The organism is Marivirga arenosa, from assembly GCF_030503895.2.
Classification (GTDB): Bacteria; Bacteroidota; Bacteroidia; order Cytophagales; family Cyclobacteriaceae; genus Marivirga; species Marivirga arenosa.
Genome location: NZ_CP129970.2, coordinates 693,635 through 707,646, shown reverse-complemented (window position 1 = coordinate 707,646; position 14,012 = coordinate 693,635). Strand labels below are relative to the sequence as shown.

At 32.5% G+C, this 14,012-nt stretch carries 10 protein-coding genes; 8 read left to right on the top strand and 2 right to left on the bottom strand.

Features of this window, described 5'->3' with window-relative positions; translation table 11 throughout:
- From QYS48_RS02970 to QYS48_RS02955, 4 genes are all read left to right on the top strand, one after another.
- Positions 1-2,568, top strand: a complete 2,568-nt coding sequence (locus QYS48_RS02970) for a WG repeat-containing protein (protein WP_308357462.1) — start codon at positions 1-3, stop codon at positions 2,566-2,568.
- Positions 2,569-2,691: 123 nt separating this feature from the next.
- Positions 2,692-4,338: an alkaline phosphatase PafA gene (pafA, locus tag QYS48_RS02965; RefSeq protein WP_308357461.1), complete on the top strand. Its 1,647-nt coding sequence runs from the start codon at positions 2,692-2,694 to the stop codon at positions 4,336-4,338.
- Between the two features lie 313 nt (positions 4,339-4,651).
- The gene (locus tag QYS48_RS02960; protein WP_308357460.1) at positions 4,652-6,712 is read left to right on the top strand and encodes a PAS domain-containing protein; all 2,061 of its coding nucleotides are present in this window, start codon (positions 4,652-4,654) and stop codon (positions 6,710-6,712) included.
- Positions 6,696-7,058: a response regulator gene (locus tag QYS48_RS02955; RefSeq protein ID WP_308357459.1), complete on the top strand. Its 363-nt coding sequence runs from the start codon at positions 6,696-6,698 to the stop codon at positions 7,056-7,058. The genes QYS48_RS02960 and QYS48_RS02955 overlap by 17 nt, the downstream gene beginning before the upstream one ends.
- A gap of 3 nt (positions 7,059-7,061) precedes the next feature.
- Here the strand turns inward: QYS48_RS02955 and QYS48_RS02950 are convergent, their stop codons facing one another.
- Positions 7,062-8,243, bottom strand: coding sequence for a beta-ketoacyl synthase N-terminal-like domain-containing protein (locus tag QYS48_RS02950; protein WP_302103746.1), 1,182 nt, complete (start codon positions 8,241-8,243; stop codon positions 7,062-7,064).
- Between the two features lie 238 nt (positions 8,244-8,481).
- On the opposite strand from QYS48_RS02950, the gene QYS48_RS02945 reads away from it, so the two are divergent.
- The 4 genes from QYS48_RS02945 (at position 8,482) to QYS48_RS02930 (ending at position 13,135) form a co-directional block, all read left to right on the top strand.
- Positions 8,482-9,066: a DUF2911 domain-containing protein gene (locus QYS48_RS02945; protein WP_308357458.1), complete on the top strand. Its 585-nt coding sequence runs from the start codon at positions 8,482-8,484 to the stop codon at positions 9,064-9,066.
- A gap of 131 nt (positions 9,067-9,197) precedes the next feature.
- Entirely contained in the window at positions 9,198-10,307 is a 1,110-nt protein-coding gene (locus QYS48_RS02940; RefSeq protein ID WP_308357457.1) for a helix-turn-helix domain-containing protein, read from the top strand.
- A gap of 78 nt (positions 10,308-10,385) precedes the next feature.
- Positions 10,386-11,774 carry a S41 family peptidase gene (locus tag QYS48_RS02935; protein ID WP_308357456.1) on the top strand — a complete coding sequence of 463 codons (1,389 nt, stop codon included), beginning with the start codon at positions 10,386-10,388 and terminating at the stop codon, positions 11,772-11,774.
- Between the two features lie 167 nt (positions 11,775-11,941).
- The gene (locus QYS48_RS02930) at positions 11,942-13,135 is read left to right on the top strand and encodes a GAF domain-containing protein (protein ID WP_308357455.1); all 1,194 of its coding nucleotides are present in this window, start codon (positions 11,942-11,944) and stop codon (positions 13,133-13,135) included.
- 10 nt (positions 13,136-13,145) lie between these two features.
- On the opposite strand, the gene QYS48_RS02925 is transcribed toward QYS48_RS02930, so the two are convergent.
- Positions 13,146-13,922, bottom strand: a complete 777-nt coding sequence (locus QYS48_RS02925) for an S-adenosyl-l-methionine hydroxide adenosyltransferase family protein (protein WP_302103752.1) — start codon at positions 13,920-13,922, stop codon at positions 13,146-13,148.
- Positions 13,923-14,012 lie beyond the last annotated feature (90 nt).

Below are 14,012 nucleotides of genomic sequence, written 5' to 3'. Positions count from 1 at the left end.
ATGCGTCAATTGTATATTTTTCTCTATACACTGTTTTTTAGCTTTTTAATCACAGGCTGTGCTTATAAGGTACTAAATGCTGATAAATTTTTAGAGGAAGAGAAAATGGCAAAAGCGAAAGCTCGAATTGATAAAGCATATGATAAAAATAATTCTGATCCTACCACTCATTATATGTTGGCTAAATATTTTAGCCATCCCATATGGAACTTAGAAGCTATCGATTCTGCACATTATCATATTAATGTGGCAACTGATTCATTCCCTAATCTCAATATTAAGAAGAAAGAGACTTTAGCTAAGAAAGATTTTGATAGTCTTGCAATCGTAAATCTTGGAAAAAGAATAGACTCTTTAGCCTTTGAAAAGTCGGATTCAATTTATACTGAGGAATCGTTTAATCATTATTTAAAGGATTATCGTTATCTGCTTTTTGAAGAAGAAGCGACAAAGCTCAGAAATCAGATTGCCTATGATAATGCGATTGCTCAAAATACACCTCAAGCAGTTAGTGAATTTTTTAAGAAATATCCTAATGCTACACAGGCTCAAAAAGCAAGAGATGTTTTCGAAACGCTTTATTATGAGAAAAAAACTAAGCTGCAACGCCTTAATGATTATATAGAATATGTTGAAGAAAGACCTCAAACTGAATTTGCTGAGGATGCAGTTTTTCAGATTCTTAATATTATGAGTGCCGGGGCGGATAAGTCAGATTATCAAAAATTTATAAGCCAATATTCGAATTTTGAAGCTGCAGACCTGGCGTTGTCAATTTTGAATGGTTTAAATTATTCAGAGAATTCATCTGAGATTTTAACACATAAAAAAGACAGTCTTTACTACCTTTTTGATCTACAAAAGGAAGAATTATTACCTTTTTATTTTTCAGAGATAATGCCAGATTCCTGTTTTATTATTCAAAGACCCTTTGTTTTGACGGGAAATGAAGATTCTATTTTTGCTTATTTAAAGAATGGCGAAAAGTTAAGCGATAAAAATATAGTTGCAATTAAGGATTTTAATAATGGCTTTTTTGAAATAGAAGATGCTACTAATCGAAATTGGATTGAGCATTATTCTAATAAAGATCAATTAAACTATGAAAGCTTAGATTTTCAAAAATTAGATGATTTCCATTTTGCAAAAAAGGTGAATTCAGGCTGGCAATTAACTTCAGTAATAAATGAGGATATTTTAAAAAACCCAGTTGATAGTATATGGATAGAAGGAGAGCTATTTTTTCTTAAAAAGGGTAATGATTTGGGTATTGCTTCTAGAACTGAATTCAAGAAAATCTCAAAATCAGATTTTAAAAATTTTAGCTATTTATATGATGATTATGAATGGATAAATGACGAATATTTAAGATTATATTCCAATGAATTTGAAACCATACTCAATAAGGAAGCGGAAGTTATTTTCCCTGTTGAAAGAGCTGAAGTCATCAAGTTTAAGGATTACTGGATAAAAAACAAGGAGGGGAATATCATAATCTTAGATGCAAATCTCAATAGTTTTTTTGAAAATTCATTTCAAGATTTTAAAGAAAAAGATGGTGTTTTAGCGCTTAAAAAAGATAGAGGCTGGGCTGTTTTTCAAAATGGATTGCAATCCTATCCTCAATTTGAATATGACTCAATTCGAATATTTAATAGTTGGCTTACTTATGCAACGAAAGATTCTGCTCAATATTTATTATTTCAATCAGGTAGAAAAGTTCAACTAGCTGAAAAAGAACAATTTAAACTGTTAATGAATTATAATATTGAATTGTCACCAGAATCTAATAATATCCGTTTTGTGGAGCTTATCAATGAAAAAGCTTACACTCGCCTCTTTAATGGTTTTGGGAGAAAGATTAAAGAAGGGCAAGATTTGGATAATAATGTTTTAACCGCTCACCTGGTTCAAATCCAAAAAGGGAAAGAGAAAATATTAATTGATTCAGCTGCTAATACTATTGCCGTGGGAAAAGTAAATGCTTTTGGAGCTTATCACAATGGCTTAATTCCATTCCTTAGAGATAAAAAATTTGGAGCTGTATCAGTTGATAGCTTAAAAGTGATCCCACCTCATTCTCAATCCAAATTGGAAGTGTACGTTAAAGATTCTTTATACATTTTTAAAGAGGAGGGTTTATTCGGAATCAGTAATCAAAATGGAGAAACCGTTTTAAATCCAGATTTTGAGGCTATTGAGTATTTGAATGATTCGGTGGCGATAGTTCAGGAAGAGGGTGAAATTGGTATTATTAATATTTTCCAAAATGAGTATTTATTGGATGAGATTGATATTTGGAAAAAGGTTGAGTTTGAAAATCAAGCTTTTTATATCGTAAGACAATCAACAGGTTATGGTGTTCTCAATCAAAAAGCGGAAAAGATTATTCCTTTTATTTTTAATGAATTAAATCCATATAATAGCAAAGGGGAATTATTCTGGATAGCAGAAAGACGCTTATCTGAAATAAACTATATTGTTATTGCTTATTTTGACAAAGAGGGTAAAGTACTTTTTAAAGAAGGTTTAAACTTTGATGATTATCTTGAAACGGCATGTGATTGATTATTCAATAATGAAATGCACTCCTAATATTTCTTGTTTTAAACCCTAACATACACTTAACTTTAAAAACTATTAAAAATAAGCTTTAACTATTATTTTAGCGAAAAATTATAATATAACTCTATGTATAAATATTTCAATCTTTTGGTAGTGTTGTTTTTTATCAATGCATGTCAACCAATTGAACAAAAAGAGAACAAAGAATTGAAGAAACCTAAACTGGTTGTAGGAATAGTAATTGACCAGTTAAGACATGATTATTTTGAACGCTATGCCGAAAATTTTGGTGAAGAGGGTTTCAAACGATTGATCTCGGAAGGTTTTTATAATCATAATACCCATTATAACTACATTCCAACCTTTACAGGGCCTGGTCATGCCTCCATTTATACTGGAACGACTCCTGCAACCCATGGTATTATTGCCAATAATTGGTATGATAAGAATCTTAAAACATCTGTTTATTGTGCTGAGGATACTTCTGTTTACACAATAGGTTCACAGTCAGATGCAGGTGAAATGTCTCCTCATAGAATGTTAAGTTCTACAATTACAGATGAAATTGGTTTGGCTACGAATTTCAAATCAAAAGTGATCGGAATATCTATTAAAGATAGAGGTTCGATTTTACCAGCAGGTCATAATCCAACAGGTGCTTACTGGTATGATAAAAGTACCGGAGATTTCATTACAAGCTCTTATTATGAAAAGGAGGAATTACCACAATGGTTACAAGATTTCAATTCAAGAAAACTAGCTGATCAATATCTGAATAAAAGCTGGGAGCTTTCAATGCCTTTAGATGAATATACTCAATCATCTCCCGATGATATGCCTTATGAAATGAAGGTTAGAGGAAAAGAAAAGGCTGTATTTCCATATAATTTAAAAGAACTTAGAAAGGAAAATGGGAATTTCGCTTTGTTGCCAAATACAGCATATGGAAATTCAATTTTAGCTGATTTAGCTATTTCAGCAATAGAAGGCGAAGAGATGGGTAAAGATGAAATTACGGATTTCATGGCCTTGAGCTTTTCCTCTACAGATTATATCGGTCATGGATTTGGTCCCCGCTCAGTTGAAGTACAGGATACCTATATCAAATTAGATCAGGAAATTGCTCGCTTATTTAAGGCTTTAGATGAAAAAGTAGGAAAGGGAAATTATTTAATCTTTGTAACGGCTGATCATGGTTGTGCAGAAGTACCAGAATATTTACAATCTAAAAAAATTCCTGCAGATCATTATGACGATGATTTATATGTGAAACAAATGAGCGAAGCATTGCAAGCTAGATATGGGCAAGGAGACTGGATAGAAGATTTTTCTAATGAACAATTTTTCCTGAATCATCAGTTGATTGAAGATCAAAAATTAGATTTAAATTCAGTTAGGGAATTTGTGACCTATGAAGCATTAAAATTAGATGGAGTTGCAGAGGCGTATTCAGCAACGGATATGCAAAAACAAGAGTATATAAAGCATAGAGCAGCAGCCTTACAAATGGGCTATAACTTCAAACGTTCAGGCGATGTATTATTAATACTTCAACCTGGGTGGTTTTATCAAACAAGTGCTGCTACTACACACGGAACGGGATATGCCTATGATACCCACGTTCCTTTAATTTGGTATGGAAGTGGAATAGATAAAGGAGTATCCTACAAAAGACAAAATATAGATGATATTGCTGTTACTTTAGCTCATATATTAGGTACTAATTTACCGAATGGAGCTACTGGTGAACCGATACAAGAAGTATTAAACTAATTACTAGCTAATTATTCCCATTTTAAAAGGCGTTAAACTTTGTTTAACGCCTTTTTTATTTACTAACAGCCATTGCTTTTTTATATGATATTTCTAAGAAGTGTTGTTATTCTAAAAATTATTTAAATGTTTTAAGAATAATCATTCTGAACTTGATAAAAATTACGTTATATTAATAAAAAATATGAATCATCCTATAAGGTGAAATAGACATCAGCTTAATTTTTTACTATAAAGTATGTAAGGTGTGCATTCTTTTAAATAAGAATTGGATTTGACTATCATATTAAAATGTGATAGTAGCAACAATATAATGAAGAACAGAGATTTACATACCAGCATTAGGACTATTGATGAGAAGCTCAATAAAGCTAGTCAGCAGCTAGCAGAAACTCAATCTGAATTAAAAGAAATAACAGAAAAATACCGAACGCTTTTTGAAAATTTGGGTGATGAGGTTCATCTATGGAAGGTAATTAGGGATGAGAATGACGAAATAGAAACTTGGGTTTTGGATGATGCAAATCCAGCCGCTTTGAAGGCTTGGGGTAAAACCAAAGAAGAGGTGGTGGGTAAGCTAGCTAATGAAATATTCGGATATGATGCCACCTCTCAATTCTTGCCCATTATAAAGCAAATTTTTCAAAATCGGGAAACATACAAATGGGAAGAGTACTTTCCACCTACAAATCAATATTTGAGCATGAATACTATTCCTTTGGGTGAGTATTTTATATCAACAGGAGAAGATATCACGGAAAGGAAATTGGCTGAGGAGGCTTTAATAAAAAGTGAACAGAAATACCGTAACATAGCTGATAATTTACCTGGAGTAGTATTGAGATATAAACTAAATTCCGATGGTACAGACGAATTAGAATTTGTTAGTAAAGGGATTTATGATTTATATGAAATAACACAAGAGCAGGCCTTAGAAAATAATCAATTGCTATGGGATAGAGTTCATGAGGATGATAGACAAGCTTACATTGACTCTATACGTGAATCCGCAAAAAATCTATCCCACTGGTCATTTGAACACAGAATTCAATTAGCAGATGGAAGAATTAAATGGGTACACTTAAATGGCATTCCTACGCGACAAAAAGGAGGTAGTATCATTTGGGATTCTGTTGGTTTGGATATAACGGAAAATAAAAATTCGAAGGAACAACTAGAGCTGCTAAATAATACTTTAGAAAAAAGAGTAGAGGAAAGAACTAGGGAAATTTTAAAAATGTCTGAAGAACTTGAGCTTTACAGGCTAGCAGCTGAGCATTCTAAGTCAGGCGTTTGGTATTATGATTTAATAAAAAATGAGCTGAAGTGGGATGATATCATGTATCAATTATATGGCATCAATAAAGATGATTTTAATGGTGCTTTTGATGCTTGGGAGAAAAGTTTACATCCAGAGGATAAGCAACGATCGGTAGATGAATTAAATGAAGCCATCAACGGTAAAAAGCCATTCGATACATTATTTCGAATTGTTCAACCAAAAACAGGTAAAATATCTCATATAAGAGCCAAAGGGAAAACCGAATTTGATCAAAATGGTAAAGCTGTAGCCGTTTATGGTACAAATTGGGATGTGAGTAGAGAAATGCTGCTTTCAGATGAAAGAAAAAGGGCTTTAGATGAATTAAGAGAAATGCAATCTCAATTAGTATTATCAGAAAAAATGGCATCTATTGGTGTTTTAACTGCAGGTGTTGCTCATGAAATTAATAATCCTCTTAACTATATAGTAGGTGGATATCTGGCCATTGATAAACATCTAAAGAATGGGAAAAATCCAGACCAAAATGAGATTACACAATATCTTGAATGGATTAAAAAAGGAGCCGATAGAGCTACCGGTATAGTTAAAAGTTTGAATTTATTAAGTAGAAATAGTGAAAGTAAAAATGAGGAATGCGAAATCAATACAATAATTGAGGATTGTATTTTAGTTTTACATCATAAGCACAAAGACCATATAAAAATCACGAAAGATTTTGAGCAGCCAGAGTTGATTGTGTATGGAAATAATGGAAAACTACATCAAGTGGTATTAAACATATTATCAAATGCGATCGATTCTATCACCAATTATGGAGAATTACGCATTCAAACCAAATCCTTAAAAAACCAAATACAGATTAAAATTAGTGATAACGGATGTGGAATTGCTAAAGAAAATTATAAGAAAATAACAGATCCATTTTTCACAACTAAACCTCCAGGTAAAGGGACCGGACTAGGGTTATCCATTTGTAAATCGATAATAAATGAACATAATGGCGATTTAAGTTTTGAATCAGAATTAAATAAAGGAACAATTTTTACCATTAACTTCCCAAAAGGAAAACGGAATGAACGCAAAGCCTAAAGTATTATATGTAGATGATGAAGAGTTGAATCTCTTGATTTTCGCAAAATTATTAGAAGATGATTATGAAGTGATTAAGGCTGAAAGTGGTGAAGAAGCACTTGAGATATTAGAGAAACAATCCGATATTGTTAATATCATTACAGATTTGAATATGCCTTTAATGTCAGGCTTAGAATTCATTAATGAGGCTAAATCCAGATTTGAAAATAAAAAGTATTATGTGCTTACAGGCTATGCCATCAATGATGAAATGCAAGAAGCTTTAGATTCTAAACTAATTATTCAATTCTGGACTAAACCTGCTGAGTTTGATAAGATAGATAAAGCGCTTAAAGAAAACTGAAATTTAAAAGCGCTCTAAAATTGATACTGCATTGGAGGTTCCAGAACCTCCAATATTAACAACCATTCCACTGGCTTTATTATTTAACTGAATCCCATAGGCTTCCTGCATCAATTGCTTGTATATATAAGCGTGCATGGAAACTCCTGTGGCTCCGATTGGATGACCTTTAGCTTTTAAACCACCAGATAAATTGATAGGTAATGAACCATCTCTAAAAACCGTTCCATTTTCTAAAGCTTCAAATTCTTTTCCGGGTGAGGTGATTCCCATAGCGCTGTATAAGAGTAATTCAGTGATGGTAAAGCAGTCATGAATTTCAGCCATGTCAATATCTGTAATATCCATTTTAGCTTCTTTCAATGTCTTTTCAACCGCATAGGCCGCACCCTCTAAAAAATAATCGGATTTATGTTTTCCAAAACTATCCAGGTAGTCACCCGCACTATAAAAGCTTTTGATATTAACTCCAGCATTTTTTCTTAAGGATTGATCTTCCAATATCAATGCTGCAGCGCCATCCGAAACCAAAGAGCAATCATGCAATCGCAATGGGGCAAAAATTACAGGATTCTTCTCATCTGGGAGGGCCAGTATTTCATCAGCAGTTTTAGCTTTTTGTAATTGTGCTAATGGATTTTCAGTGGCATTTGAATAAGCTTTTGCAGAAATTTTAGCGAGCTGAGCTCTCAATTGCTCTTCAGAAAATTGATATTTTTTTATCCAACCTTTAGCTAAATCAGCAAACATACAAGGAGCTGTAACCTTCTTATTTCCTTCCTCTGGCCAAAAGGTTGCCATCGCTAAGGCTTCCGTTATTCCTTTTAAATCTAATGAAGTCATTTTTTCCAAACCCACAACCATCACGCGTTTCATCATGCCCGATTTGATGGCCATAATAGCCATATGGATTGCAGAAGAACCAGATGAGCATGCAGTTTCAGTTCTGTACATGGGTTTGTGTCGTAGTTCAGAAAGTATATTAATAGCATATGGGGCTATATTTTCTTGATGATTAAAAGCACCACCACTATAATTGCCAACAAAAACACCATCAATTTCTGAGGCTTCCATTTTAGCATCTTTTAATACCCCTAAAGCTGCTTTTTCATACAAAGAATAGAGCGTGTCATCTTCTAATTTTCCAAATTGAGAATGATAGGCACCTACTATATTTACACTCATACTTTTAATTTTTTTAATTCCTTTGAAAGTTAATAAGAATTGCTTGAAATTGTAGTGAATGTATAGATTCTAGTGAACAGAATATGAATATTAGAAAAAATCCATCTAACTCGGTATTTAAAAATCATGAATAGTGTTAAGAAAATTGATTTGCAAGCTTATTAAAGTTGATAATAAATTTTTAAACCTTTTTCTTTGAAATCTATTATTACACCTTGAATCAACTAATCAAATCAAAATGAAAAGAATTATAATTTTAACATTAGCTGTATTAGCATGCTTTACCTTTGGTAATAATGCTCAAGCACAAGAATTTCCGGAATTAGATAAAAGCCCAATGGATATGGCTTATTATCCTTCAAGAGTTGCATTTAGAGCTTTTGCTAAAACTGAGGAGGAAAAAAATGCTAAACCTCTTATTAGAGTAACCTATTCAAGACCTAAAGCTGATGGTAGAGCTGTTTTTACGGAATTAGAAAAACCGGGAAATATCTGGAGAGTTGGTGCTAATGAGTCTACTGAAGTGATGTTTTTTGAAGATGTAACGATTGATGGTAAAAAAGTAAAAGCAGGACGTTACACTATATACATCAAATTAGGTGAGGAAAACTGGGAAGTACACTTTAGTACTGATACAGACGGTTGGGGGCATTATGCTTTCAAACCAGAAGAAAGTACGGTTGCTAAAATTACGGTACCAACTGAAGAAACTGAAAGCACAGTAGAATACATGAGTATCATGTTTGAGGAGGCTGATCCAGGAGCACATATGATTATCGCTTGGGACGATACTATGGCGAGAGTGCCAATCGGTTTGAAATAAGCATTTTTATATTTAAAATAAATAGTATGAAAGCATGGGGTATACAAACCATGCTTTTTTCTTTTTACATCCTTACTTAGATCTGAAAATGAAATATTAATCTTATATATTTAAGTTCAGAACTTTTAAAGATGATCGATACCTCCCTTAATACATCTAATTTCTACTTTTTAGTAACTGTAATACAAGGCATAGTATTATCAGGATTGATTGTTTTTCAAAAGCCGTATAAGAGACCTAATTTATACTTTGGAATTTTATTGTTTCTATTTTCTTCCACAATTCTTCATATCGTATTAGAGGGGTCAATCTCTGGCTTTAATCGGATTTTTCCATTCCCGATGGAATTTTCAATGGCTTACGGACCTTTAGCTTATCTGCATATATTGCATATCAAAAACCCTTTAAGAGCCTTCAAGGCTAAAGATTTACTTCATTTTGTCCCTTGTTTAATTTTTGAAGGGCTCTTTTTTTATTTCTTCTTTCGCTATTTAGGAGCTAATCCAGACTGGACGAATTCACATGCTAATACGGTTATATTCATTACTATGACTTTAGCTTTACTAGGAAATCTGCACTTATTAATTTATACCCTATTAATATTTAAAGAATCTAAGGCTACTCGCTTTTTATTAAAGGATTTTGTTAAAGTTCAAAAATGGCTAAAGTATCTTATTAAATCTTGGGGAATCTTATTTACTGCCATCATTATTGCCATTACAGCTTCCATTTTATTTGTAGATATTATAAGAGGCTATACACAATATATTTTTATTCCCCTAGGCATCATTTTTACTGCTTTTATTTATGGTTTAGGCTATATGTATTTGTTGAAATATTCTGGCGCCTTAAAACAATATATGGATAAAGCAGCCAAGTTCAGTTTTACACAGGAAGAACTTGAAAAGAGGCAATTACAATTGATTAAAACTGTGAAATGTGAGGAGCTTTACAAAGATCCTAAGTTAAGCATTGCCAAACTTGCAGGGCATATCGGCTGGCCGATTAATGATTTGTCCCAAATCTTAAATGAAGTAATGGATACCAATTTCAATGATTTTATTAATCATTACAGAGTACTAGCTTTCAAGGAAAGTATATTGACAGATGAAGCTAAAAAATATTCCATTGTAGGCTTGAGTCAAAAGGTAGGTTTTAGTTCTAAAGCCTCGTTTTATAGAGTTTTCAAAAAAGAGACAGGTTTAACTCCTTCAGAATTTATGGAAAATGAAGGTTTATGAGTCTTAAATAGTCATATGAGACTTTAAGGACTGTCTTTTAAATTGAGAATACTTTAGAATTGCAGAAAAAAATAACAGATGAAATCAATTTCAATTTTCAGCTTACTAGTATTCATTAACTTAAATTTATTCAGCCAAAATGAAAAGTATTACTCAAATGAAGAGATTAAATCTGATTTAGACTTTTTATTCAAAGCCCTAAAAGAAACTCATTATAATCCATATGAATTTATTAAACCAGAAGCCTTTGATTCAATTTATCATCAATTAAAATATGGTATAAAAGAGGATTCATTAAGTATCCTAGAGATAATTAATCGCTTCCAATTCTTAACATCTGCAGTTCAAAACGGGCATACTGCAATAGAATTTCCAATACCGCAATATCTTGAATATGCCAAAGGGGGTGGAACTGTTTTGCCTGTAGAAATTGCGTTTCAAGATCAAAGGCCATTAATACGGAAAAATTGGTCTGACATGAATATTGAAATAGGATCAGAATTGGTAAGTATAAATGGTGAAAAGATAGAAGAAATATTAGAAAAAATATACCCTCATATTTCTGCAGAATCTAAATACTTTAAGCAGGCTAAACTTGAGCTTTTCTCCCTGCCAAGATACTATTGGCAAATTTACGGTAAAGTTGATGAATTTAGCATTGAGATCAAGCATGAAGACCAACTTATAACACACAAAGTAAAAGCAATTAATACCATCGAGGATTACGAAATGAAGCGTAATCCAATTATAGACGGGGAAAGATTTTTTAAATTTTATGATCATGCAGCTTATTTAAAACCGGGAAACTTTGATGGAGAATTATCAAAATTCAAAGCTTTTATTGATTCTACTTTTTTAGAAATAAACAAGGCCAATAAACCTAATCTAATTATAGATTTTCGAAATAATGCAGGCGGTAATGACTCTCATTCTGATTATTTGGTTTCCTACATAGCTGATGAAGATTTTAAATGGAATTCAAGCTTTAGCTTAAAAAGCAGCCAGATACTAAAGGATTACATATTAGAGAATCAGGATACTTCTACTTCTAAATTTTATAAAAGCGTTTTTGATCATGAAAATGGTAGTATATATGAATACCAATTTGATTCTTATAAAGCACAAGAAATTGAAAAACGATATAAGGGAAATGTATATCTTCTAGTAAATCGACAGTCACATTCACAGTCAACAGTTGCTGCTGCTCAGATACAAGATTATGGTTGGGCCACTATTGTGGGTGAGGAGACCGCAGAATACCCTACTTTATATGCTTCAATATTTCCTTTTACATTACCTAATACTGGCATTACAGTAAATATATCAAAAGGCAAAATCGTAAGGGTGAACGGCTCCGAAAAGCACGAAGGAGTTATGCCTGATATCCGTATAAAAGATTATCTATTAGACGAGCATGATGAAATATTACTAGAGCTGCTTAAAAGATTTAAGCATTCTAATAAGTGAAATATAGAAGCTATAAAACAACACTTATTCCGCAAATCCATTGTCCCACAATAATCGTATTTTGTTTAATATTGTAAAATAAAATTTGTTATTTTGTTAAACAAAATTATTACATTTAGTACAAATCAACCTGTTTTTGTTTAAATAAATGACTGTGGGGCTTAAAGATGGAAAGAATTGATATACTAGGATACAGGCCAGATCGGCATAAAGTGTTTACGAAAGAATTATTATCTCAGACAGATGATAAAGTTCTTCACAATATTGTTAAAAAAGCAGCTGAAGAATTATCCAGCCCTATGGCTATGATTAATATCGTTTTAGATCATATCCAATTATTTAAATCTTCATTCGGATTACCTGCTACACTTGAAGCAGCGGGAGGAACCCATAGAGATGTTTCCTTTTGTCAATATGTTGTAAAGAATGATCAGTATTTCAAGGTATCTGATGCCAAGCATAATAAAGAGGTGCCTCAACAATTAGTATCCGAATACGGGATTAGTTCTTACTTGGGAGTTCCTATTTATATAGATGAAGTTGTAATTGGTTCACTTTGCGTTTTAGATACTAAAAGTCGCGAGTTTACTAAAAACGACATTAAAGTTTTAGAGAAATTAGCAAAGCTGGTTAATAGACGATTGAAATCCATTACTGAAAAGCGTAACCAAAATCGTTTAGAGATTACAGAAAGTGCTTTACTACCAGGAATAAGGGAATTAATTGAAACACTAAAACCGATTCAAGATTCAATTTATAAAGGCTATGCTAATGCCTCCGCGGTTAGCTCTTACATGAATTGCTCCAAATATCTATTATTTAATAATCATTTATTTGATGAAACACCACGTTTAAATTTTGAAGCAGCACAAGAAGCTAATAGTCAAAATATAGATATGTTGGCAAATATTGAAATGGCTCTTGCAGATGTGACAGATTGTGTGAATGCACTTAAAAATTTAACGCTTAATACAGCGTATTCCCATCTATCAGAAATCATAATAAGCGCACAAGATTTATCCAGAAATAGCACCAAAGCGGTAGGAGGATTTGGTATTCCTGATTTTCCTTCAGACCCTCTGATTTATACTAAAAACAATATTGCAGTAGCTATAGTAACCAATTGCATTTTAGCGATTACCAATGAATTGATAAATAGAAATGCTAAAGATGGTATTTTAATACAGATTGTAGAGGGAGATTCAAATAATATCTTAATACAAATGTCATCCCAAAATTTAGATGCAGTTGCCTATCAAAAAATTCATGATAGTCTGACTATTCTATTAAACAGTGAGCCACATGTTTCATTAAACGCAGATGAAAAAGGAATTTGCTTGTCTTTTAATACTGTGGTTTGAACTAAAAAGCTTAATAGTCTTCAAATTTAACACTTACCATACTATTATACTCCATTCCTAATAGCTCAGCAGCATTGCCTTCTTTAATTCCAATCTCCAATACTCCCTGATCATTAAATATGGCAAAAGCTTCTCCCCCCTGGCTTTCATGATAGTGTTTTTGAACACCTGTCAGTGAATAGTTTCTGAATTTGATCTGTACACTTTTGCCTTTACTTAGGATGTCATAATCATACTGCATGATATCCGTAATCAAATTCCCATAATCATCAATATGCACCACATGTCCTTGTATGATTTCTCGAGTAGCTTTTACTTTTGGAATGATAAACTTTTTGAATTTTTCTGCTGCTAAGGCAGAGCCTAATGCAGTAATATTTTGCGCTTTTAAGAGTTTAGCAGCCCCAGGAGCCAAAACATCTTTTGCTAGAAAATTTCCTTTTAATTCTGTATCAATTTTTACGATCTGATCGGGATCTTTTTCTCTTAACAAGCTCAATATTCCATTATTACTGGCTAGGAAATAATGTCCTTTAATTTCAGCGGCAATAATATCTTCATTTGCTTCTGAAAGTGAATTGACAGCTACTATATGTACACTTCCCTCAGGGAATTCTTGATAAACTGATTTTAAAACATGGGCAGCGTGAATGATATCATGCTTAGTGATGTTATGAGTTATGTCAACCACTTGAAGATTAGCATCTTCACTCAGTATTTTGGCTTTCACCGCTGCCACATAATGGTCGCGCCAACCGAAATCTGATAGAAAAGTGATCAAAGGCATACAAAAAATTGAATTATTGTTAAATTTGTTAAAAACAAAACTACAGAAAATTTAGTACTAACACATTGAGACATCATAAATAAGAAAATC

Excerpts from the sequence above, each read along its gene's own strand:
- QYS48_RS02970 (WP_308357462.1), top strand. The coding sequence starts at position 1 with ATGCGTCAATTGTATATTTTTCTCTATACACTGTTTTTTAGCTTTTTA.
- pafA (WP_308357461.1), top strand. The coding sequence starts at position 2,692 with ATGTATAAATATTTCAATCTTTTGGTAGTGTTGTTTTTTATCAATGCA.
- QYS48_RS02960 (WP_308357460.1), top strand. The coding sequence starts at position 4,652 with ATGAAGAACAGAGATTTACATACCAGCATTAGGACTATTGATGAGAAG.
- QYS48_RS02955 (WP_308357459.1), top strand. The coding sequence starts at position 6,696 with ATGAACGCAAAGCCTAAAGTATTATATGTAGATGATGAAGAGTTGAAT.
- QYS48_RS02950 (WP_302103746.1), bottom strand. The coding sequence starts at position 8,243 with ATGAGTGTAAATATAGTAGGTGCCTATCATTCTCAATTTGGAAAATTA.
- QYS48_RS02945 (WP_308357458.1), top strand. The coding sequence starts at position 8,482 with ATGAAAAGAATTATAATTTTAACATTAGCTGTATTAGCATGCTTTACC.
- QYS48_RS02940 (WP_308357457.1), top strand. The coding sequence starts at position 9,198 with ATGATCGATACCTCCCTTAATACATCTAATTTCTACTTTTTAGTAACT.
- QYS48_RS02935 (WP_308357456.1), top strand. The coding sequence starts at position 10,386 with ATGAAATCAATTTCAATTTTCAGCTTACTAGTATTCATTAACTTAAAT.
- QYS48_RS02930 (WP_308357455.1), top strand. The coding sequence starts at position 11,942 with ATGGAAAGAATTGATATACTAGGATACAGGCCAGATCGGCATAAAGTG.
- QYS48_RS02925 (WP_302103752.1), bottom strand. The coding sequence starts at position 13,922 with ATGCCTTTGATCACTTTTCTATCAGATTTCGGTTGGCGCGACCATTAT.